Below are 21,204 nucleotides of genomic sequence, written 5' to 3'. Positions count from 1 at the left end.
GTTTGTCGGCGCTGGTGCCGACCGCGCCCATCGACCGTGTGACCCCGAGTTGGTCGCAGAGGCTGGCGAAGGCCCGGGATCCGTATTGCGCTCCGTGGTCGGGGAGACCTGGAAGCGTTCGGCGGCCCTGCGCAGAGGCCAGCCGTCCTCGACCACGCAGCGGGCCAGACGCAGCCGTCCGGTCTCGGTCAGGGGTGCATTACGGTGAGGCATGAGGGCCTTTCTGGTCGCCGGTGCAGATGTCGCAATCCACACCAGGCCAGAAGGCCCTCACCCATTTCAAGATCAATCAGCCGTGAACCCTGTCGCCAACCTCCGTGGACAGAACACCTAGACCCGCGAAGTCCGGGTCTAGACAGCCGCTTCGAGCAAGTCATGCATCACGGTTACCGGAAGGGCGGGGTTGACGGCCGCGGCGCGTGCGATGTCCGGGGCGCGGGAGGCCAGCAGCCGCAACAGGTCATCCTGCGGCAGTCGTCGCGCAGGGCGGCCTCCCGGGTTGCGTCCTGAGAAGTGAGAAGTGGTGTACAGGCTCCCACCTGATCCTGGCCCAGTCGTGAGCGTCCCCCGCGTGGCGGCAGGGGAGATTGCTGGAAGTCGGCTGTCCGGTGCGGCAACGGGTGGGAAAGGCCTGACGGCACCTGATGAGTTCAGGGGGATGGGCGAGTGATCATGGATGGCAAGGACGCAGTGAAGCTGTATCTGTGGGTGGTGGGGCACTGGCTGTGGGGGCGCGGCTGTCGCCGTTGTCGCGGCGCTGTACGTCCCTGTGCCCGATGTGCTCGCAGCTCTCGGCGGCCTCTTTCTCGGTACGGCCGCGACGTTGTATCTCACCGGCCATCCCAGCCTGAGCAAGTGGGCCACCCTGCGCAAGCGTGAAGGCTTGAAAGTGCCGCGTGTCAAGGACTGGGACTACGTCCAGTTGTGGCTCGCCGTCGGCTTGGTCTGGCTGGCGTCGGCCGCGACGGCGGTGGCGCTGGAGGCGCTGTAGGGGCGTGGTGGGCAGCCGTTGGGTTGCCGCCTCACGGGAGTGGCGCTGTCTGAGTTCTGGTCTCCGACTTCCAGACAGTTGACTGCGCCGCGTCGCCCCGTCGACGGGCGCGGGCGCTGGGCCGGCAGGTGACCGCTGTTCTTCCAGCCGAACCTCTTGACGGGCCGATGAGTACGGACGAAAGACGAGATCACCCAGTGGCCGTCGATACACCACTCCAGCGGACGTGACCGCCTCCCGGACCTGACCGTCAGGATCGGCAGTCAGCCGGAGGACGGAGGCGGGCGCGAGCCGCGGGTCCTGGAGCGCCGCCCGACGAACCTCGGGGGAGGGGCCGCGGCTCAGGCGCTCGAGGAGCTCGGCGGTGGAGTCCGGGGCGTCGAGGGCGAGTTGCCGCATCCGCGGATGCGGGTCGGCGGTGTAGCGCAGCATGCCCGCGCGCGGAAAGCGGGGGTGCTCGCGGGGGCCCGGGCGGTTGGGTGCCGACGGGCGCGTCCAACGCTGCCAGACGTCCAGGAGCGTCTCCGGCGGCGTCTGCGGGCAGGACTCGGCGAGGGCCAGGCGCACGGCGTATGCCGGATCCCGTCCCTGCCGGGGCTGACGAGTGCGGGGGAGCCTCGATCGGCTGCGCCCGGCAGGGACGGGAGCCGGGTGGGTCAGCGCGGTGCGGCGCCTGGGCGAGCGAGGCGGGTCACGTCTGGCGCCAGGTCAGCCAGGGGCGGGTGATGATCTCCCGGTAGGTGTGGTGGGACGGGTTCTGGCCGCAGTTCCGCAGTACCCAGTCCTGCGGTGCGGCGAAGTCCTCGCTCGTCGGTGAGGTCTCTCCGTCCACGGCGCACTGCATCGCGTACAGGACCGGCTCCGCGTCCGGCTCGCGGTCGGGCTGGAGCGTCTAGGTCTCGTAGCGCAGGACCGAGCGAGGGGTCACCGTCCCCACCTCCGGTTGGCCACGGCCACCTTCGCGCTCAACCCCTCCGTCGGAGTCGGCGTACGTACGTCCTCAGGCGGCACGTCCCACTCCCGGCCGCCGCGCGGTGGCCGAAGCTGCACGTACGGCCCCACATGCCCCATCACCACGCCCACCTTGCCGCTCCGCCGGTCGACCACCAGGGCGCCGGCATCGGGCGAGACGGTGTGCCCGTCGGCATCAGGGGTGGGGGCCGTCATCGTGACCACCCCGGCGAGGCGGCGCGCGACCGGGCGTCCAGTCGCAGGGCGGGAACACAGGGGGTGGCGCTCATTCGCACGGTGACGCTCCTCGGCGGCGTTGATGCGTGCCCCTGGGCCTGTCGGTGCCGCAGGGTCGGCACCGATCCTCACGCCGGTCACCGGGACGAAGGAACCTCCACCAAACCCCACTTCGGGACGTCCTGCACCGTGTAGAACGTCCCTAGTGCCGTCCTGCTAGTGCCGTCCTGAGACGAAGGGGGAGACTCGTGCCGAACGAGAGACTACGAGCCGTCATGGCAGCGGAAGGTTGGACGTACGCCGCACTCGTTCAGCAGGTCGAGGTCGACCCCAAGTCGGTCGAGCGCTGGGTGAACCTTGGGCGTATCCCACGTCGTGCTACCGTCCTCCAGGCGGCCAAGGCCCTGGGGGAAGACGTGCACGCACTCTGGCCGGCGCTCCGCCAGGCCCGCCCCGCCCGCGCCACCAGCCCTGAGTTGGTGGCGCTCTACGAGCAGCGGGCCGACATCCCCGTCTCGGCGTTCACCGACCTGATGGCCCAAGCCCGGGAACGGATCGACATCCTCGTCTATGCGGCCGTCTTCCTCCACGAGGCGTACCCGCGGCTGAACCAACTCCTCACCGAACGCGCCGCCGAAGGGTGCACCGTCCGCATCGCGATCGGGGACGCCGACAGCGATACCGTCCAAGCCCGAGGCAAGGAGGAGCGGTTCGGCCACGGCATCGAATCCCGCTGCCGCCTCGCGCTCATGCACTACAGGCCGCTCGCCGGCACCCCCGGCATCGAAGTCCGCACCCACGAAACCACGCTCTACAACTCCCTCTACCGCGCCGACGACCAGCAACTCGTCAACGCACACATGTGGGGCGTCAATGCCTACGCCGCCCCCGTGTGGCACCTTCGCCGTCACGAGACAGGCGGCATGTTCGACACCTACGCCGAGAGCTTCGACGCTGTGTGGGCGACGGCAACCCCCGTACGAGAGGAAGGCTGACCGTGGCCCGCACCGAGTACTACGACGACCCCAGCGCGCCCAAGCCGAACAGCATGGTCGTCGCCGCGTCCGCCGTCGTCACCGACGATCACGGGCGCATCCTCCTCCAGCGCCGCCGCGACAACGACCTATGGGCCCTGCCCGGCGGGGGCATGGACCTCGCCGACTCCCTGCCAGGCACGGCCGTCCGCGAAGTCAGGGAAGAGACCGGCCTCGACGTAGAGATCACCGGCCTGGTCGGCACCTACACCGACCCGAAACACATCATCGCCTACACCGACGGCGAAGTCCGGCGACAGTTCAACGTTTGCTTCACCGCCCGCATCACCGGCGGCCAGCTAGAGATCTCCGACGAGTCCACCGAACTCCGGTTCGTTCCGCCGGAAGCGATCGAGCAGTTGCCGATGCACCACACCCAACAGCTCAGGCTTCGGCACTTCCTGGAACACCGGGAGAAGCCGTACCTGGGCTGAACCGTCTGACGGCAGTAGCGACGGCAACAACCCCGCACAACCACGAACACCCACGCACCTCAACGGACCAGCAAACCGCGCTTGACCTGCATAAAAGCAGGTAGAGGCAGTCGCGTAGCACACGTACTATGTGCTGGCGGGTGAACCCCCTGTCCTCGTTCACAACAGCAATTGCTTCGCCTCGATTTTTCGGCAGAAGCAAGATCAGCACGTTGCGGGAACGAAGGAGTATCAGGAGCGGCTCGCCAACGGTACGCCGACATCTGTGTTCGCATCCCGCAGCGAAGGTCGCGACCGAGGGAGCGGTTTGCCCGCTGTTCCCCGGTGTGAGCACCGGGGGACAGCGGGCGGGGTTGGACGCTTACTCGTAGTCGTGCCGGGTGGCGAGTTGTCCCGCTTCCCACATCTGGTGGACTCGCTCCTTGCATTCCTTGTCGGTTTTCACTTCGTCCGCGAGGCGGAGGCCGATGATGTTGTTGGCCTCGTCCGCCTTGTTGTCCGCATCGGATCCGGGGAGGGCCTCCTCGTGCGCTTCGGCCATCTGCTTGGCGAATTCTTCCCCGAGCCTTTTCTTGAGCAGGCACTGCCAGTACACATGGCGGATGGAGTTCTGCATCTCCGCGTCCGTCATCTGTCCGGTTTCCTTGTACACGTCTTTGTGCACTCCGAGCCATCGGACGATGTTGGCCGGGTACCTGAGGGCCACCCGGGCCTCCGCCCCGGAAATGTTCTTGTCGATCAGATACCAGTACTTTTTCAGCGCGGAGGGACCTTCCCTCACGAGATCCTTCGCGACCTTGTCGAGGATGCCCGCGGCGTCGGAGAAGTTTTCCGCGACACCGGCCTTGCTGGTGCCCAGTTGCGCGAGTACGGAGAGGCCTGCTCCGGCAACGGCGACGGCCAGCCGGTAGGAGAGGGCGAGTTCGGGGGCGAGCACCCAGACAGCCGCGGTACCCACGAACGCCGCGACGCTGAACCAGCTGATGTCCCGGGGTTCGAGGCCCTGCCCTTCGTGGAGTTTCCGGCGGGTCGCGACCATGGTGTCGAAGACGTCGGTGCCCGGCACGGTGTTGCATTCGCAGCGGAACTCGGCGTCCCTGGTCACGCTCATCGACATGGTCCAGTCGCCGGCCTGCGGGTTCTCGACGATCAGGCACCGGATCGAGTCGCCGGACATCTTGACGAGTTTGCCATCCTGGTCGATGTCCTTGTCGTAGGTGTTCCCGTCGGGATCCGTGACGGTCATGACGACGCCCTCGGGGAAGTCAACCGAGTCGTCGTCCTTCGTGATCACCGAGTAGAGGAAGGGCGCGTCCTCGCCGATGGTCATCGTGTTCGTCAGGTTGAACCGTTCCACGTTGACCAGGCCGTCCAGGGACGGAAGGGTGTCGACCTGGCAGTACATGCAGTCGTTGTCGCCCTTGGCCTGCGCCGTGAACGCGGGGATGGGGCTCGGCTTGTCACTGACGTCGAAGATGCCCCAGAGTCCGCCGACTCCCTTGTCCTCGATTTCCGTCGGCTCGTCGAAGTACTGGCCTGCGATGAGCGCCGGGGTCTGCTTCGCGGCCTCTTGCCAGTCGTCGCTGAGGGAGAGCCCCCAAAGGCGCGAGGCGTACCGCGTGTACCCGTCGGGCGCCCCGTCCTTCTCCTCCATGTGACCCCAGAACCAGTCCGGGACGTCGGCATTGTCGAGGACGTCGAACTCGCCCCAGAGTCCGAGGGCGCCCTTGTCGACGATGCGGGTCGGCCGGTTGAAGTACTGCCTCTTGACCACGGCCGGGCAGTTCTGGGCGACGCTCTTCCAGTCCGCGTCGTCGGGAATGTTCCACAGCCGGGCCGAGAACTGCCGCATGCCGTTGTCCTTGGTGCCGTCGTCCTGGAACTGCAGAGGGCCGGCCGCGTGTCCCAGGAAGCCCAGGGAGTCCCACAGGTAGGAATTCGCCACCGGGACCGGCGGATCGGTGATCGGCGAGGGCTCGGTGACGGGGTTGCCGGAGGCACGGTAAAGGGCCTCGATGATGCCGTTGCCGTCTTCCCAGACGTCATTGGAGAGTTCCCAGATGATGACGCCCTGCGCGCCCACGTCCTTGAGGAACTTCAGTTTGGTGACAGCGGTGTCCGGGGTCTCGAAATAGATGTTGTGGGCGTACGGGTACTCGCCCGGAGGCAGGGGTTCAGTGAGCTTGGGGCGGGGCGTTTTCCCGTCCACCTTGATGTTCGCGTCCTTAGCCTCAAGGGCGTCCGGGAACTCGTCCAGGATTTCCTTGTACCGCAGCACCTTGTAGCCCGGGGGCACTTCACCGGTGAGGTCGTCCGGCTCCTTGGCCGCGGCGAAGTCGTAGCCGTAGACGGGCACTCCGGCCGCGATCTTGCCGCGGTCCACGCCCTGCCCCGCTCCCTGCCAGTTCAGGAAGAGCGGATTCGTCCAGTACCAGAGGCAGTCCTCGACCGACAGGATCGGATTGTTCTCCAGGGCGTCGTCGTCCGGGGCGTTCGGACCGGTGCCCGCCCCGGCTCCCGGCCAGCCGCCCTGCTGTTCGTCGAGGTACGACTCCAGATAGACGTCCGACTCACGGATCTCCGCCGTCTTCTTCCCGCGAATCTTGTGCAGCGCGGAATGCGGGCCGACCGGGGACTTGTCCCACGACCCGGTGAGGTCGTAGGTCATCACACTGATCCAGTCGAGGTGTTCGGCCATGTCCGAGTCGTAATTGTTCCCGTACCACGAGGTGCCGAAGACGGCCGCCGACACGACCTTGTCGGGCATGGCCTCCTTCAGCCTCTTGGCGAACAACGTCAGCCCCCGCCCCGCGGGATGCGGCCCGTCACTCTTCATCCGGCCGCCCTGGTCGCCCTGGCCGGGCCGGCCCCACCAGCACTCCAGGTCGAGGTCGACGCCGTCCAGGCCGTTGTGGGTGACGTAGTCCACGACGTTGCGCACGGTCTGGTCGAGCTTCGGCGACGCCGGGTCGTTCCCGATCGCCGTCATCAGGTCCAGGAAGGCGAAGTCGTTCGCACCGCCGAGGGCGACCATGATCTTGGTCCCGTAACGGTTCGCGGCCATGTGTATGTCCGAGAGAACGGCGCTGATCTCCCGGACCGAGGCGGAGTCGAACTCCCCGACGTTCTCCTCGCTGAACGTCAAGAACGCGATGAGGCCGTGCGTGATGTACTTGTACATCGCACCCTTGCCGTAGTCGAAGCCTTCCTCCTTCCGCCAGGTGGGGATGTAGGCAATGACTTTCGCCCGCTCGGTCTCCTTGTGCGGGGTCTGGTCGTACAACTCGTCGAAGTGACGCCAGCCGTTCTTGTTGGGGTCCCCCACCCCCGGTTCCGAGGCCCAGAATGCCGCACGGAAAATATTGCCCTTGTATTTGGCTACGGCCCCCGCCTGGTAACCCTCGGGCTTCGGCTTCCACTCGGGTACGTCGGGATAATCCGAAGAAAGGCTCACTGAAACTCATGCCCCCTGGTGTGGGTGTTCATGCGGTCATGTCCACTCAACCGGAGACCTCCTCGCCATCCCAGACCAGATTCAGCCCCGCCGTCGACTGTGAAAAACGTCTCGGCTGGCGCGCCGAGTTGAATGCTCTGAGTGGACCAGTCGGAAATCTACGGGTCGCTTCCAGGACTCGGGGTCGTTGTTCTGGCGGCCGGTATCGTCCTGGATCCACGACCCGGCGAAGTGGACCTGATCGGCAGCCCAGTTGCCCACCCGATGCCGAGCCCTCGCGGGGCGTTTCTGTCCAGGAGCGGGTTTGCTGATCAGTGGTTGGTGAGGTGACCTGGGCTTATCAGCTTGGTGTGTGGGAGGGGTCAGAAGTCGTATCTCAACCGAATATGATCGCTTGATTCCTGCTGGTCAGGCATGGTCTCGGTCGGGGTGAGGGAGGCATCCAGCGTTCTGCTTCCGCTTGTTCGTCGAGGGGTGCGCGATGGCGTCGATGCTGGGGTTCTTGGAGGCGCGGGAAGCGTCTGCCCGCGAGCGGGTGGAGGCCCTGCGGGAGGAGGCGGCCCGTGCGGCTGCGGCCTTGGAGGCCGGCGAGATCGAGCTGGACCGGCGGGTGATCGCACGCGAAGAGCTCGTCGACGCTCTGGCCGCATCCGCCGCCGAGACCACTTCCGTGACGGAAGCCGCGGGCGAGGGAGAAACGGCACCCACCTCCGTTCCCACGCCTGCGGCCGCGTCGGTGCCGGGAGCGGTCGTGCCGCCCTGGCGGGAGGGACTGGAGGTGTCGGTGCTCTCGCCGGACAATCAGCGGATCTTGAATGTGCTGCAGGACCGGCCGGGCCTGGAACCCTTGCGGGCCAAGGACATTGCGGCCGCGATGGGCATCGACACGGCGGTGGCGGCGAAGGTCGAGGGGGTGCGCTCGAAGGCGAAACGCCTGGCCGAGCGGGGCTGGTTGCTCCAGGAGGCGTCTGGCGCGTTCAGTGCCGGCCGCAGGCTCGTAGCCTCGCCAGGCGGCGACCCATCCGCGTGATCATCGACCACTGGATCATCGCCTCGCTGGTCGCGGTCAGTGTTTCGTAGTCCCGGCACAAACGGCGCGAGTGCATCAACCAGCTCAGGGTGCGCTCACGATCTGAAGGGACAGGGCGAGTGACCATCCCCTCGTAGCGTAGAGGCCGTGATTGCAGGGGAAGTTGGGGGTCATGGCAGAGAAGCGACGGAAGTTCGACGCGGAGTTCCGTGAGGGGGCTGTGCGGATCGTCTCCGAGACCGGTCGGCCGATCGCGCAGGTCGCGAAGGACCTGGGGATCAACGAGACCACCCTGAGCACCTGGGTGTCGAGGGCGAAGAAGGCCGGCGGGGACGGGACGCTGAGCGTGCCCGAGCGCGAGGAACTGGCCCGGCTGCGCAGGCAGGACGCGGAGAAGAACAAGCGGATCAGGGAGCTCGAGATGGAGCGTGACGTCCTCAAACGCTGCATGGCCCTTTGGGCGAAGTAGCTGAGGGGAACCCGGCGTTGCTCGTTGGGGTGATCAGCGACCAGAGGACCGAGTACGACATCCCGCACACCGTCGCCTGCCGCGCTCTCGGGGTATCCGAGGCGTGGTTCTACAAGTGGCGCCGCCGGCCGTCCGAGCCCACGAAGCGCGAGGCCAGGAGGAGGCAACTGGAGGAGAGGATCACGTATGGCGCAGTGCATCGTGGTCGGCAACGACCGGCCGTACATCGCGGCGCTGGTGACCGTGGATCAGGAGTCCGTGGACCACTGGCTCACCATGCAGGGGCGGCCGCCGATGAACGCGGCGGACCTGGTGCGGGACCCGGATCTGGAGATGGAGGTCAGGCGGGCGGTGGTGGCCGCCAACACGGCGGTGTCGCAGGCCGAGTCGATCCGTACCTTCCGGATCCTTGCGCATCAGTTCACCGAGGAGCACGGTCTGCTGACCCCGTCGCTGAAGCTGAAGCGGAAGGCGATCGAGACGGCGTATGCGGTCGAGGTGGACGCGCTGTACCGCTGAGAGAGAGCCGTGCCGCCCCGCCGGAGATGAACTCGCACCGGCAGGACGGCACATGGAATCGGGGCCATGGTCCGGGCCTGACCGGGCCCGGGCCATGAGGCGGCTGTCCGTCAGAACACGACCCTGGCCCGGCGGACGGCCGCAAGGGCCTCCTGGGCACCGGAGGCGAGCTCCAGCGCGGCCTCGCCGTCGCGGCCGGACAGTACACGCATGTACGCCACGGCGTCCGCGCTGACAACCCCCGCCGGTTCGCCGGAGCCCAGCAGCCAATTACCGCCCGCGGGGCCACTGAGCTCCAGATGGACCGGCGCGTCGGACCAGGCCAGCGCCAGGTCGCGGACCACCTGCTCGACGATGTGCCGGTCGTGCTCCTCGAGTGCGACCGGCTGTTCTGTGGCCCGCGCCAGGTCGATGCGGTGCATCCACAGGTCGCGTACGTAGATCACATCGAGCAGGTAGGCGATGGACATCCGGGGCACCTCGGGGATCCCGCTGTCTACCGTGACGCGCCGCATCGGACCGGGCCTCCGCCTGCGGGCGCGCACGGCGCGGGGCCACAGCAGTGCGAACTGCTCCACCAGCGCCGGTCCGGCCTCGGAGGCATGGTCGTCGATCTGCACGGCCATGTGGGCGTCGAGCGTGATCTTGTCGGGGTAGCGGCGCGGCCCCACGAGCTGGCGGCGCAGCATCGTACGGAGACGGATGTTGTCCTCGCACTGGCCGACGAGGTGGGAGACGAGGGTGCGCACGTCCCACTCGCCGCAGTCGGTGGGGAGCGACCAGTCGCCGTTGCGCAGGCCTTTGAGCAGGGCGAGGGCTGCCCGGCCCTCGGCCTCGGCGATCTCAGCCGACCGGTCGCGGCCGGTCGGCGGCAGGTGTGCGGCTGCCACGAAGGATGTGGTCATCGGACTCGCCCTCCTCGGGGGCAAAGTAGCGGAAGAACATGTCCAGTGCCGTCTGTGCGAGCCGGGTGAACCGGCCCTCCCCGGCCGATGGAGACGGTTCGTTGGAAAGCTGCTGACTGATCACACCGGACGTCAGCACCGTGTAGAGAGCCACGCCTTCCTCGCTTGCGGCCGCAGACGCCAGCTGCCCGGCGTCCACGGCCGCTTGTAGTGCCGTGCGCAGGGCCTCCAACTGTCGCACGGCGGGCTCGAACGCCCGGGGAGAGGGTTCAAAACCTGGCACCGGCCGCCAGTAGAGGAGCTGTGCGAGCACCGGGTTGGTCATCACCCAGGTGATGGTGGCCTCCTGGCCCGCGGTGATGGCGCTCCGCGGATCCTCGGAGAGTCTGGCGAGGTACGGATCCAGCACTTCGACCGCCTGCCGCATCCCGCGTTCGAACAGCGCGTCGTAGACGGCCATCTTCGACGGGAAGTACTGGTACAGGGACGGCGGACGCATGCCCACCCGCCGCGCGACCTCCGCGAGGCTGAGCGCCGCCACGCCTTCCTCGGCCATGACCTCGACCGCAACGTCGAGGATCTCCTGCACAGTCTCATTGTGACGGCGGAGCCTGCGATCCTCCCTCATACCATTAAGAAAACCTAAATCCAGTAGGGAAGTCAACACCCCTTCGGGTAGCGAACGTTGGAGGCTGGGTCTGCCGTCCTTCAGCGAAACCGTGCACCCAGCCCGGCAGCGGTCACAGCCGGTGAGACGGCCCGGTACCGCCGCCTCCCTGATCAACCCGGCTTTCACGTCGCAGCGGTGCAACCGTTGCGGTCACACGGACGCGAACAACCGTAGGAGCCGAGCGGCCTTCGCGTGCGCAGCCTGCACCCACACCGACCACGCCGACGTGAACGCCGCAAAGAACATCAAGGACGCCGGACTGGCGCCCTCAGCCTGCGGGCCTGTAGCCGTCCCGGGGGTATCGCGTCCAGGTTCCAGGCGTGATCGCCGAAGGCGCGCAGCGACTCGTAGCGTTCCAGCGCCTTGCCCACTCGGCGCGCGGAGATGTCGCGCGGCGAGCGGCGCAGCCGGTCTAGCTCGGAGAGGCGCTTGCCCGCGGGGACGACGACCAGTTGCCGCAGCTGCGCGGACGGCTCCAGGCCCCCGGGCCGCGGACTTGTGTGATCAGCAATGCCTCTGATCCCTTCGGGCGGATCCACCCCACCGCCTTCGTGCCTGATCAGTGGGGTGCTCGGTGTTCCCGGCAGGATGGCAGGCATGGGCCACTGGGTGTACGAGTTCTCGGGTTACCCCGACTCGGCGGACTACCAGCAGATCATGGATGATGCGGAGCCGGGCGATGTGGTGCTGCGGGAACGCCCGGACGGTCTTGGCATCGTGGACGGGTCCGTGCGGGAGAACGTCGACGACATGATGATGATGGCCCGCTTCCGGTGGGTGGCCAGCGGGGACCCGTCCGCAGTGGCACCGGCGGCGCTGCAAGCATCCTGACTTCTGCCCCTCGCACGGCGGGATGCAGGGCGTTCCGAGCCTGCTTTCGAGACTGCCGTCGTGGCTGTGCGCGACGACCGTCGCGCACAGCATTTCTCCTACTCCTCTGTGGCGGGTTCTTCAGCCCCGGTCTCCTCGGCAGCGGGGGTCGCGGGTTCTTCAGCCCCGGTCTCCTCAGCCGCGGTAGGAGCCGGTTCCTCAGCCCCGGTCTCCTCAGCCGCGGGGGTTGCGGGTTCTTCAGCCCCGGTCTCCTCAGCCGCGGGGGTCGGCTCTTCGCCCTCTGCAGGACCGGCCTCAGTCGTGGCCGGTGACTCCTCGGGGGTGGTCTCCGCCTCTGTTCCTTCGGACGCAGTGGGCTCCTGCTCGGTGTCGCTCACGTGCTCACCGCCTTCCCGTGCTGACAGGCAGGAAGAGGCTCAGGTGTCGCCTGGTCGGACGACCGTCATGACGCGGAATTCATTACTCATGATGTCACCGAACCGCATGATTTGAGGCATTGCGAGGCCGCAGGAATACTCCGGGAACGTTCTGTAGGCCGCTGTGATCAACCCCGGCAGCGGGCGGCGGGGTCAGACGCGGCGACGTGCGCGGCGACCGCGTCGACGCCGGGGCGGGCGTATCGCTCCAGGGAGCGGACGGAGGCATGGCGGGAGCGGGCCAGCAGCATCGGGGTGGAGGGGCCCGCGCTCGGCGTCATGGGTGAGCGCGGAGTGCCGGAGCCGGTGCAGCGTCCAGCCCTCCAGCTCGTCGATGTCCTCGGGTGAGGCGAGGGGGTCAGGAACTGCTCTCGACTAAGTGTCCATGAGTGTCCTTCAGGTGTCAGGAGTGTCGTATGATCTGGTGTATGAACCTGACGGAATGGGCACGCGCACAGGGGGTCGCCCCGCGTACTGCGTACCGCTGGTTCCGTGAGGGCACGCTGCCGGTCCCTGCGGAGCGAGTGGGGCCGCGCACGATCCTGGTGAACATCGATGCGAACACCTCACCGTCCGTGACCGGTGGCGTGGGCCTGTACGCCCGTGTCTCCTTCCATGACCAGAAGGCCGATCTGGAGCGGCAGACCGCACGCTTGTCGGCATGGGCCGCGAAGGCCGGGCATAAGGTCGTGCGCGTCGAATCCGAGATCGCTTCGGGCATGAACGGCGCCCGCGCCAAGGCCCGTCGCCTGCTGGCCGACCCTGCGGTGACCACGGTAGTGGTGGAGCGCAAAGACCGGTTGGGCCGTATGAACGTCGAACTCGTTGAGGCCGCTCTGGCTGCAACCGGCCGTCGACTCGTTGTGCTGGATGACGGCGAGGTCGAAGACGACCTGGTGCGCGACATGGTGGAGGTTCTGACCTCGTTCTGTGCCCGCCTGTACGGCCGCCGCAGTGCGAAGAACCGTGCCAGGAAGGCACTGGAAGCGGCGGCTGCCGATGGCTGACAAGAAGCAGCTCCGTACCATCGACTTGCCGTTCGTTGCTGTCGGCCCGTCCGGTGTGGCGTTACGCGACCGCCTCAAGCACCTCACACCAAAGGACGAGAAGGTGTTGCGTCTGGTCGGCGAGCACCAGGGCCGCCTGGCCTGTCTCGATCTCAAGGCCCGTTGCGAAGCCGGGCACAAGCACGACAACGACGCGTGGGCGTCCCGCAAGCGTGACCTGACCGAGCAGTCGTCGTCGCGTATCGCGGGTGCGATCACGAAGGCTACGCATGACCAGTACGGCCTGGCCCGACGCTGCCTGCTCGCCCATGTCCAGAACCTTGAGGCCGGTATCCGCACGCTGCGACACCGCCTGTCCCTCCCGATCGGGGAGAAAGGCAGCAAGCGGGGGCCGGGCGGGTACCGGTCCAAGGGCGAGTGGTTCCACAAGTCCCGCCGCCTGGCCACCCTGGAACACCGCCTCGACGTGGCCCGCGACGACTGGAAGACCGGACATGTCCGTGTCGTTCGCGGCGGCCGGCGGCTGCTCAAGAACCGGCACAACCTTCAGGCCGCGCAGCTCACCGAGCGCGAGTGGCGTCAGCGTTGGGAGGCTGAGCGCTGGTTCCTCGCCGCGGACGGCGAGTCCGGAAAACGCTTCGGGAACGAGACGATCCGCGTCACTCCTGACGGCGAAGTGTCGATCAAGATGCCCGCCCCGCTCGCCCACCTGGCCAACAGTAAGCATGGCCGGTACGTTCTTGCCTCCAAGGTCGCGTTCGCGCACCGTGGGGACGAGTGGCGCGACCGCACCGAGGCCAACCGTGCCGTCGCCTACCGCATCCACTACCACGTTGAGCGGGGCCGCTGGTATCTCACCGCTTCGTGGACCAGGCCCGCCGTGCAGACGATGCCGCCGGCCACCGCCCGCGCCAAGGGCATGGTCGGCGTCGACACGAACGCCGACCACTTCGCCGCCTACCGGCTCGACCGGCACGGCAACCCGGTCGGCGACCCGCGCCGCTTCCACTACGACCTGTCCGGCACCGCCGACCACCGCGACGCCCAGATCCGGCACGCCCTCACCCGCCTCCTGCACTGGACCAAGCAGACCGGCGCGCAGGCGATCGGCATCGAAAACCTGGACTTCGCCGCCGAGAAGACCCGCGAGAAGCACGGCCGCAAGAAGCGGTTCCGGCAACTCATCTGCGGTATGCCTACCGGCAAGCTCAAGGCCCGCATCGTCTCCATGGCCGCCGAACACGGCATCGCGATCGTCGCCGTCGACCCGGCATACACCTCGATGTGGGGCGACCAGCACTGGCGCAAGCCCCTGATCAGCAAGACTCGCAGCATGACTCGCCATGACGCCGCCTCGGTGGCCATTGGCAGACGCGCCCTCGGGCACCCGATCCGGCGACGGACGGCACCGCCCCAGCATCACCAGAGTGATGGTGCTGGGCATCGGACCCTCCAGGCCGATCATGGTGACCGAGGGCGTGAGGAAACCCGCCGCCCCGTCGCGGAGCGTGCACACGATGCGCGTCACCGGACAGGGACAACGAGAACGCGGGGGACCAGCGCATCCAAAACCGTTCGGGATGCGCGCAGTTCCGGGACGTGGGTACAAGGCTCACTCCTGGACACTGTTTAGGAACGGTTGGCCAGTAGCCGGGTGCTCTCCTCGAAGATCTCCTCCGCCCGCCGGTAGGACAGCCGGACGCGTTCGGTCTCCGGGCACACGTCCAGTGTCGCGGTGGCAGTGTCAGGTTGAGCTGGTGGCCTTGGGGCTGGGATGATCGTCGGGTTTGTTGATCACCAGGGGGCGGCCGTGGAGACCGAAGCGACGGTGTCCTACAGGGGTTTCCGGTTCCCGCCGGAGATCATCTTCCATGCGGTGTGGCTGTACCACCGCCTCCGCCTGTCCTTCCGCGAAGTCGAGGAGCTGTTGCTCGCGCGCGGGATCGTCGTCTTTCACGAGACGTTCCGCCGGTGGTGCGACCGGTTCGGCCCCCGGTACGCCGCGGCCCTGCGCCGCCGCCGTCCCCAGGCCGGCGACAAGTGGCATCTCGACGAGGTGTTCGTGAAGATCAGCGGGGTGCGGCACTACCTGTGGCGGGCCGTGGACCAGGACGGTACCGTGCTCGACATCCTGCTCCAGTCCCGGCGGGACGCAAAGGCTGCGAAGCGCTTCATGGCCAAGCTCATGAAGAAGCAGTGCCGGGTGCCCTGGGTGCTGGTCACCGACAAGCTGAAGAGCTACGGCGTCGCGCACCGCGAGCTGATGTCGTCGGTCGAGCACCGCTCCCACAAGGGCTTGAACAACCGCGGGCCGAGAACAGCCACCAGCCGACGAGGCAGCGTGAACGCGCCATGAAGGGCTTCCGCTCGGCCGGCGGAACCCAAAGGTTCCTGTCCGCGTTCAGCCAGATCTCACCGCGCTTCCGGCCCCGTCGCCACCTGATGGCCGCACCCGACTACCGCGCCGAGATGCAGCATCGCTTCACCACCTGGAACCAGATCACCGGGACCGCCGCCATGCCCGCCACGGCCTGACCCAGAGCCCGCCACCTCACCCCACCTTGACCTGATGCACCATCAGCCATCCTGCTCATAGACAACTTGATAACACCGACGGCGAGCACCCAGCTCACGCTGTTCCAACAGCCCAACTACCGATGGCATCCACGACCTCCCGGGGAGCGACAGCACGACAGGCCACTACTCCCACGGAACCTCCGACCCTACGCCCGACCAGCGGAAACGCAGACCTCAAGTCCGGAAAGACAACAGCTTCTTACAGACAACCGATGCTGTCGGCCACGGCCCGACCGAGGCGGATGCCTGGCTGGACTTCTGGAAGGCCACCCGCGCCGAGGCGCTGCCGCCGAAGGACGTCTCGTTCGCCGCGGCGAGCGGGCGGTTGCCGGCGCGCCGGGCCCGATGGCTGAAGGTGCGCACGATCCGGGTGCGCGACCTGTTCGGTTGACAGTGGGCTCGGCGGCCGCGTTCCACCCCCCTGGGTGTGGCGGTATGGCGGCAAGGGGGGGCGGAGTCTGTGACGGCGTCGTGCCGTCAGCCTCGCTGGTGCGCCGCCGCGTATCCCTCGGCCCGGTAGTCCTGTTGCCAACTGGCGGGGATACCGAGGGCGGTGGGGGCGTCGGCGATCCCGGCCCCCAGGCGGGGGTCGGCGCCGGGCAGGGGCTGGCAGGCGGTGCGCAGCAGCAGGTACAGCAGGTCGGCGCGGGCCGCGGTGCGGGGCGCCGCCTGGGTGCGCAGGTGGTCGTGGTGGGCCAGCAGCAGCGCCGCCAGGCCGGTGACGTGCGCGGCGGCGATCGCCGTGCCGTCGACGGCGGCATAGCCGTCGCCGAGCGCGGTGGTAATGACTGCCGCGCCGGGCGCGACCAGGTCCACGCCGGGGCCGGTGGGGGTGAACGGTGCCGGGTAGGGGCCGGGCCACGGCGGCTGCGCCGCGGTGAGCGGGCTGCTCACGGGATAGGTGCCGGTGTGCGCGATTGCCCCCACCGCCAGGACCCCCGGCAGCGCGGCCGGGTGGGTGAGAGGCCCGGCGGTGTCCCCGGCCGGGGCGATGACGCTGATGCCGGCGGCGCGCGCGTCGGCGAGTTTCCAGGCGGCCAGCTGGGATGGTAGGGGGTAGGCGAGGCTGATCTGGGCGATGTCGATGTCGTGGGTGATGCAGTAGTCGACCGCCTCGAGCAGGTCGCTGAGGTGCCCGCCGGGGAACAGTTTCAGGGCATGCACCTCGGCCTCCGCCGCGATCCCGGCGATGCCGGCGTTGTTGTCCGCCGCGGCGACGATGCCAGCACACCAGGTGCCGTGCCCGGTCACATCGAGGCCCCAGGTGCCGTTTCCGGCGCCGGTGAAGTCGTGACCGTGCTGAATGGTGCTCTTGAGGTCCGGGTGGGCGGTGTTCACCCCCGAATCGAGCAGAGCGATCTTAATTCCGTCGCCGCGGTAGGTCGGCGGGATCTGGTTGAGCCGCATCGCCTGGCTGCCCCAGCCGGTGAGCGCCTTGCCGGGGAAGCCCTCGAAGGTGTCCGCCAGGGCCTGCACCGTAACTACCGCCTCCCCGTTGCCCGCGGGTTGGGGGGTGCCGGTGCGGCCTGGCCAGTAGCCGGCCACCGGGCGGATGTAGAGGGCCTGCAGGGTGTCTGGGGTGTCCGCGGCCAGGGTCAGCGTCAGCCGCCCGTCCGGGCCGGTGATGCCGTGCACGGGGCCGCCGGTGCCGATCGCCCACACATGCGCCCCGGCCACCGCATCCCCGTCACCGCCCACCACTCGCAGCGTGAACTGTTCGGGCTCCTCCAGCGTGACCGCCAGCATGGGGTCGATCACCGGCACCGGGCCCACACCCACGGAGGGGATGGGGGTGTAGGACAGCGGCTGGTCGATCTCCACGACCACCTGCGGGTTCCCGGCCAGGGCGCGGGCCCGCTCTTGGGGCATCTTCACCACCGCGACCGGGGGGCAGGCCGGATGCGGCTCCGCGATCGCCCCCAACCCGCGCGACCGCGACGGGCGCACCTGCGCCACCGGTTCCACATCGGGGTCTTCCTCCAGCAGCTTGAACAGCGCCGAGGCCTCGATCGGCGGCACCCCACCGCCCAGCAGCCCCAGGGGTCGGGGCGCGACCAGGTAGCGGCCCCACCCCGCCCGCACACCCCGACCAGGCACACCGGCCTCCGGCCGCTCGCGGCGTTCCCCGCCCGTGCCGCCCGGCCCGCCTGCGGCCGGCGGCTGCTGTTCGGCCTCGCCCACCGCGCCCTGCGCACGCGAGCTCTTCCCGCCCTTGCCGTTGCCCGGCTTCACACCGTTGCCGCCCTGCTCACTCATTCAGCTAACCGCCATCTCAACGTAAAGCGTCGTCGTACGCCCCGGATCTTCAGTGGCCGGCCGGGAAGCGGGCGTTCATGAGCTCCCCGGCCAGCGTCCCGCCGTGCCTGAGGCCCTCGCGTGCCACGTCCCGGCGGGGTATCCGGCCGGGCAGGCCCGCTCCCCCACAGGGAGAAAAGGGAACGGGTGCTGCCCGACCGGGGTGCTCACATGCCCATAGGCGACAGCTGCCCGTACTGCGGCTGCTGCCCGAACATCCCCTGGCCCGGGAACTGTCCGAGCTGGCCCTGCGGCTGCATGCCTGGGAACTGGCCGAACTGCTGCTGGCCGTAACCACCGCCCGACGGCTGCTGGCCCTGCTGGCTCTGCTGGCTCTGCTGCACCAGCGTCAGGATCGCGATAGGCAGCGCCTGCTGCACGGCCTGTTCCACAGCGCTGCGCACGCCCTGGTGCAGGGTGTGGTGCAGCGCGACAGCCAGGTACGGGTGCGCCTGGTGGGCCAAGCCCTGCTGCTGCAGCTGCTGCTGGACCTGCTGGATCTGCTGCAGCGACTGCTGCAGGCGCTGCGCCACCTGCTGGCTCGCCTGCTGGCACGCCTGTTGGATCGACTGCTGGACCACCTGCGCGATCTGCTGCTGGCCGATCTGGCCCCAGGGCTGCTGTTGGCCGTACTGCGGCTGCGTGATCGGGGGCTGGCCGAACAGCTGCTGCTGGTTGTGCGGCTGCTGGGTCTGCGGCTGGCTGATCTGCTGGGGGGTGTAGACGGACATGCGGGACTCCTCCTTGAGCCTTGCGGTTTCGAAAGCACAGACGAGCGGCACGCCAAGAAAGCCAGCCTGCCGCCACCGAGCAGCAAAGCACCAACCGACCAAGAACACATTCCGGGACATACCGCCAAGCGATGGAGCCGCGTAACGGACGCGTTGACGATGCCCACGGCCGCAGCACCCGCCCTGCTCCACGTGATCGTCCAGGCAGGCTGCAACACCAGTTCCCCACTTCCCGGTCGGGCGGCGCCGCGGTGACGCTGACTGGATGCGACAGGTAAGTGATCGTGCCCTGGGTGGTCGATGCCGCTGCGGCCCGGCAGATGCTGCAGGCCCGACTGCTGCGCCGCCCAGACTGCCGGGGTGTCCTGCACCCCTGAGCGACGGGACTCGCTCCTACACAGGGCGCCGACCAGGCCGCGATCGCCCGCGACCTCGACGTCCCGGCACGCACGGTTCGGGACTGGCTACGCGCCGCCCGGCGCGGTGCCACCGGCCTGGTCGCGCCCGCGGCCCAGGCCGCAACGCTCCTGGGCACGTCGGTCTACGACCATCGCAGCACCGGCAGCCGGCTCGGGACCGAACTGGCATCGAGTAGCGCGGAGAGGACGGGGCGGCCTTGCGTAGTGCCGGCCGTCCCGGGGCATGCATGGTCGAAAGCTGCAAAGATCGTGGCCTGTTCGACACGGCGTTGCGTCATCGAGCTCAGGGTTGCCGCCAGGCAGGCCGCCGATTCCGACAACAGTTGCCACTCGGCTTCCTCGGCACCTCGGTTGTCGCTCATCAGTCGTCGTCCATCCGTCTTCTTCGGAGGGAATCCCCGTCTTCAGGCGGGGAGGGAATCCGATCCTGAACCCTGCGGCGCGGAGCGCCGCAGTTTCGCTCCGCAGTGCCTCGCCCGCGGAGCCGCGCTCAGTCGGGCCGCTTCTGGTTCTCGATGTAGTCCTTCACCACCTGGAGTGGTGCGCCGCCGCATGATCCGGCGAAGTAGGAGCCGGACCAGAAGCGGCCGTGCATGGTTGCGCGGTTGATGCGGTCGGGGAACTCGGCGCGCAGGTACCGTGAGCTGACGCCCTTGAGGCTGTTGACCAGGCTGGAGAGGGCGACTTTCGGGGGGTAGTGCACGAGCAGGTGCACGTGGCCTTCTTCGCCGTTGAACTCGATCAGGTCGGTCCCGAAGTCGGTACAGACGTTCCGCATGATCTCCTCGCAGCGCGTCAGCATCTCGTCATTGAAGACGTTGCACCGATATTTGGTGACGAACACCAAGTGTGCGTGAAGGTTGTAGACTACGTGACGGCCGCGCCGCACATCGGGGTTGGGTTCCCAGCGTGGTGACATGCGCCAAGTCTAGTGCGGTCGATGGAATCGACGCGGAGGAGGTGGGCTGGATGATCCGTGCGTACAAGTTCCTCATGCGGCCCACCGCCCGGCAGGAACAAGCGCTCGGTGAGATGCTCCGCGATCACTGTTCCCTCTATAACGGGGCATTGCAGGAACGTCGTGACGCCTACCGGCATGTCTCGAAGACGACGGTCCGGTACGGGCAGCAGTCCGTGCAGCTCAAGGAGATCCGGGCATGCGACCCGGAGCGTCAGGGCCGCTGGTCGTTCTCCTCGCAGCAGGCCACCCTGCGCCGGCTGGACAAGGCGTTTGCCGCGTTCTTCCGGCGCATCAAGGCCGGGGACAAGCCGGGCTGTCCGCGCTTTAGGGGGATCGGCCGCTTCGACACGGTGGAGTTCCCCAGGGACGGTGACGGCTGCCGTTGGGATGCCACCGCGCATGACCCGGTCACCCGCGTCCGCTTTCAGGGGGTCGGGCACGTCAAGGTGCACCGGCATCGGCCGGTGGTCGGCCATGTCAAGACGGTCTCGGTCAAGCGTGAGGGCAAGCGCTGGTATGTGGTCCTGACCGCTGAGCGGGCCCGGCCCGAGCCGCTGCCCGCGACCGGCAGCGTGGTCGGCATCGACCTGGGCATTGCCAACTTCCTCGCCGAGCTCGAACGGCGAGTTCGTGCCCAACCCGCGTCACGGGCGAAAGGCCGCAGCGAAGCTCGAAGCAGCTCAGCAGGCACTGAGCAGGTGCAAGCGCGGAAGCAAGCGCCGCCGCAAGGCGGTAGAGGCCGTGGCACGTCTGCACCGCAAGGTGCGGTGCCAGCGCCTCGACCACGCCCACAAGACCGCCCTCGGCCTCGTGCGGGAACACGACTTCATCGCGCACGAAGACCTTAAGATCCGCAACATGAGCAAGGCCCCCGAACCGAAGCCCGACCCCGACCAGCCGGGCCGCTTCCTGCCCAACGGGGCCGCGGCCAAGGCCGGACTGAACCGCTCGATATCGGATGCCGGATGGGGGGTGTTCCTCGCGATCCTGAATGCAAAGGCTGAGAGTGCCGGGCGGGAAGTGATCGCCGTGGACCCCCGCAACACCTCCCGGCGATGCCCCGAATGTGGGCACACCGCCAAGGAGAACCGGCCCACACAGGAGAAGTTCCACTGCGTCTCGTGCGGCCACAGCGCGCACGCGGACACAGTCGGTGCTCTCAACGTTCTACGGGCCGGGCTGGTCCGTCGCGAAGCCCAACCGGCATAGCGAGAAGCCACCCCGTTCACGGGGTGGAGGAGTCAGTACGCCCGACATGGGCAGCAGCTAAAGG

18 protein-coding genes and 6 pseudogenes are annotated in these 21,204 nt (G+C 68.1%); 12 read left to right on the top strand and 12 right to left on the bottom strand.

Features of this window, described 5'->3' with window-relative positions; genetic code table 11:
* Positions 1-93: 93 nt before the first annotated feature.
* Positions 94-213: pseudogene (locus OG395_RS01800) on the bottom strand (leucine zipper domain-containing protein); the annotation flags it as partial.
* Positions 214-769: 556 nt separating this feature from the next.
* Here OG395_RS01800 and OG395_RS01795 point away from each other — a divergent pair.
* Positions 770-991: a hypothetical protein gene (locus OG395_RS01795; RefSeq protein WP_327241286.1), complete on the top strand. Its 222-nt coding sequence runs from the start codon at positions 770-772 to the stop codon at positions 989-991.
* A 691-nt stretch (positions 992-1,682) separates the two neighbouring features.
* On the opposite strand, the pseudogene OG395_RS01790 reads toward OG395_RS01795, so the two are convergent.
* Positions 1,683-1,928, bottom strand: a pseudogene (locus tag OG395_RS01790) (DUF7848 domain-containing protein).
* Complete coding sequence (locus OG395_RS01785; protein WP_442818496.1) at positions 1,916-2,158, bottom strand: hypothetical protein; 243 nt, start codon at positions 2,156-2,158, stop codon at positions 1,916-1,918. The pseudogene OG395_RS01790 and the gene OG395_RS01785 overlap by 13 nt, the downstream one beginning before the upstream one ends.
* Before the next feature lie 296 nt (positions 2,159-2,454).
* Here OG395_RS01785 and OG395_RS01780 point away from each other — a divergent pair, with 296 nt between their 5' ends.
* Both OG395_RS01780 and OG395_RS01775 read left to right on the top strand, forming a co-directional pair.
* Positions 2,455-3,174 carry an XRE family transcriptional regulator gene (locus OG395_RS01780; RefSeq protein ID WP_327241284.1) on the top strand — a complete coding sequence of 240 codons (720 nt, stop codon included), beginning with the start codon at positions 2,455-2,457 and terminating at the stop codon, positions 3,172-3,174.
* Between the two features lie 2 nt (positions 3,175-3,176).
* On the top strand, positions 3,177-3,647 hold the full coding sequence (locus tag OG395_RS01775) for an NUDIX domain-containing protein (RefSeq protein WP_327241283.1): 471 nt from the start codon (positions 3,177-3,179) through the stop codon (positions 3,645-3,647).
* A gap of 361 nt (positions 3,648-4,008) precedes the next feature.
* Here the strand turns inward: OG395_RS01775 and OG395_RS01770 are convergent, their stop codons facing one another.
* On the bottom strand, positions 4,009-7,101 hold the full coding sequence (locus tag OG395_RS01770; RefSeq protein ID WP_327241282.1) for a glycoside hydrolase family 18 protein: 3,093 nt from the start codon (positions 7,099-7,101) through the stop codon (positions 4,009-4,011).
* A gap of 481 nt (positions 7,102-7,582) precedes the next feature.
* On the opposite strand from OG395_RS01770, the gene OG395_RS01765 reads away from it, so the two are divergent.
* The 3 genes and pseudogenes from OG395_RS01765 to OG395_RS01750 all read left to right on the top strand — a co-directional run.
* Entirely contained in the window at positions 7,583-8,131 is a 549-nt protein-coding gene (locus OG395_RS01765) for a hypothetical protein (protein WP_327241281.1), read from the top strand.
* 172 nt (positions 8,132-8,303) lie between these two features.
* On the top strand, positions 8,304-8,600 hold the full coding sequence (locus OG395_RS01755) for a transposase (protein WP_327241280.1): 297 nt from the start codon (positions 8,304-8,306) through the stop codon (positions 8,598-8,600).
* Between the two features lie 186 nt (positions 8,601-8,786).
* A pseudogene (locus tag OG395_RS01750) lies at positions 8,787-9,119 on the top strand (long-chain fatty acid--CoA ligase); the annotation flags it as partial.
* 110 nt (positions 9,120-9,229) lie between these two features.
* Here the strand turns inward: OG395_RS01750 and OG395_RS01745 are convergent.
* Both OG395_RS01745 and OG395_RS01740 read right to left on the bottom strand, forming a co-directional pair.
* Positions 9,230-10,024: a maleylpyruvate isomerase family mycothiol-dependent enzyme gene (locus OG395_RS01745; protein WP_327241279.1), complete on the bottom strand. Its 795-nt coding sequence runs from the start codon at positions 10,022-10,024 to the stop codon at positions 9,230-9,232.
* The gene (locus tag OG395_RS01740; protein ID WP_327241278.1) at positions 9,963-10,613 is read right to left on the bottom strand and encodes a TetR/AcrR family transcriptional regulator; all 651 of its coding nucleotides are present in this window, start codon (positions 10,611-10,613) and stop codon (positions 9,963-9,965) included. The genes OG395_RS01745 and OG395_RS01740 overlap by 62 nt, the downstream gene beginning before the upstream one ends.
* A gap of 130 nt (positions 10,614-10,743) precedes the next feature.
* On the opposite strand from OG395_RS01740, the pseudogene OG395_RS01735 reads away from it, so the two are divergent.
* Positions 10,744-10,929, top strand: a pseudogene (locus tag OG395_RS01735) (zinc ribbon domain-containing protein); the annotation flags it as partial.
* 10 nt (positions 10,930-10,939) lie between these two features.
* Here OG395_RS01735 and OG395_RS01730 read toward each other — a convergent pair.
* Positions 10,940-11,233 (bottom strand): hypothetical protein, encoded by a 294-nt coding sequence (locus OG395_RS01730; protein ID WP_327249752.1) that lies wholly within the window; start codon positions 11,231-11,233, stop codon positions 10,940-10,942.
* 58 nt (positions 11,234-11,291) lie between these two features.
* On the opposite strand from OG395_RS01730, the gene OG395_RS01725 reads away from it, so the two are divergent.
* Positions 11,292-11,525: a hypothetical protein gene (locus tag OG395_RS01725; RefSeq protein WP_327241277.1), complete on the top strand. Its 234-nt coding sequence runs from the start codon at positions 11,292-11,294 to the stop codon at positions 11,523-11,525.
* A 544-nt stretch (positions 11,526-12,069) separates the two neighbouring features.
* Here OG395_RS01725 and OG395_RS01720 read toward each other — a convergent pair.
* The gene (locus OG395_RS01720; RefSeq protein ID WP_327241276.1) at positions 12,070-12,222 is read right to left on the bottom strand and encodes a PmrA; all 153 of its coding nucleotides are present in this window, start codon (positions 12,220-12,222) and stop codon (positions 12,070-12,072) included.
* 147 nt (positions 12,223-12,369) lie between these two features.
* Between OG395_RS01720 and OG395_RS01715 the strand changes: the two genes are divergently transcribed.
* The 3 genes and pseudogenes from OG395_RS01715 to OG395_RS01705 all read left to right on the top strand — a co-directional run bounded on the left by OG395_RS01715 (position 12,370) and on the right by OG395_RS01705 (position 15,483).
* Positions 12,370-12,948: an IS607 family transposase gene (locus OG395_RS01715; RefSeq protein ID WP_327241179.1), complete on the top strand. Its 579-nt coding sequence runs from the start codon at positions 12,370-12,372 to the stop codon at positions 12,946-12,948.
* Positions 12,941-14,581, top strand: a complete 1,641-nt coding sequence (locus OG395_RS01710) for a transposase (RefSeq protein ID WP_327241275.1) — start codon at positions 12,941-12,943, stop codon at positions 14,579-14,581. The genes OG395_RS01715 and OG395_RS01710 overlap by 8 nt, the downstream gene beginning before the upstream one ends.
* 141 nt (positions 14,582-14,722) lie before the next feature.
* Positions 14,723-15,483 (top strand): annotated as a pseudogene (locus OG395_RS01705) (IS6 family transposase).
* 519 nt (positions 15,484-16,002) lie between these two features.
* Here the strand turns inward: OG395_RS01705 and OG395_RS01700 are convergent.
* From OG395_RS01700 to tnpA, 4 genes are all read right to left on the bottom strand, one after another.
* Positions 16,003-17,781 (bottom strand): S8 family serine peptidase, encoded by a 1,779-nt coding sequence (locus OG395_RS01700; RefSeq protein WP_327241274.1) that lies wholly within the window; start codon positions 17,779-17,781, stop codon positions 16,003-16,005.
* Positions 17,782-17,987: 206 nt separating this feature from the next.
* A complete protein-coding gene (locus OG395_RS01695; protein ID WP_327241273.1) occupies positions 17,988-18,551 on the bottom strand; it encodes a hypothetical protein in 564 nt (187 codons plus the stop codon).
* Between the two features lie 541 nt (positions 18,552-19,092).
* Complete coding sequence (locus OG395_RS01690) at positions 19,093-19,332, bottom strand: hypothetical protein (RefSeq protein ID WP_327241272.1); 240 nt, start codon at positions 19,330-19,332, stop codon at positions 19,093-19,095.
* Between the two features lie 128 nt (positions 19,333-19,460).
* Positions 19,461-19,889: an IS200/IS605 family transposase gene (gene tnpA, locus OG395_RS01685; protein ID WP_327241271.1), complete on the bottom strand. Its 429-nt coding sequence runs from the start codon at positions 19,887-19,889 to the stop codon at positions 19,461-19,463.
* Between the two features lie 50 nt (positions 19,890-19,939).
* Here tnpA and OG395_RS01680 point away from each other — a divergent pair.
* A pseudogene (locus tag OG395_RS01680) lies at positions 19,940-21,140 on the top strand (RNA-guided endonuclease InsQ/TnpB family protein).
* Positions 21,141-21,204: the final 64 nt, after the last annotated feature.

The sequence above is a fragment of the Streptomyces sp. NBC_01320 genome (assembly GCF_035974375.1).
Taxonomy (GTDB): Bacteria; Actinomycetota; Actinomycetes; order Streptomycetales; family Streptomycetaceae; genus Streptomyces; species Streptomyces yanii.
This window is presented reverse-complemented; position numbering and strand designations above follow the sequence as displayed.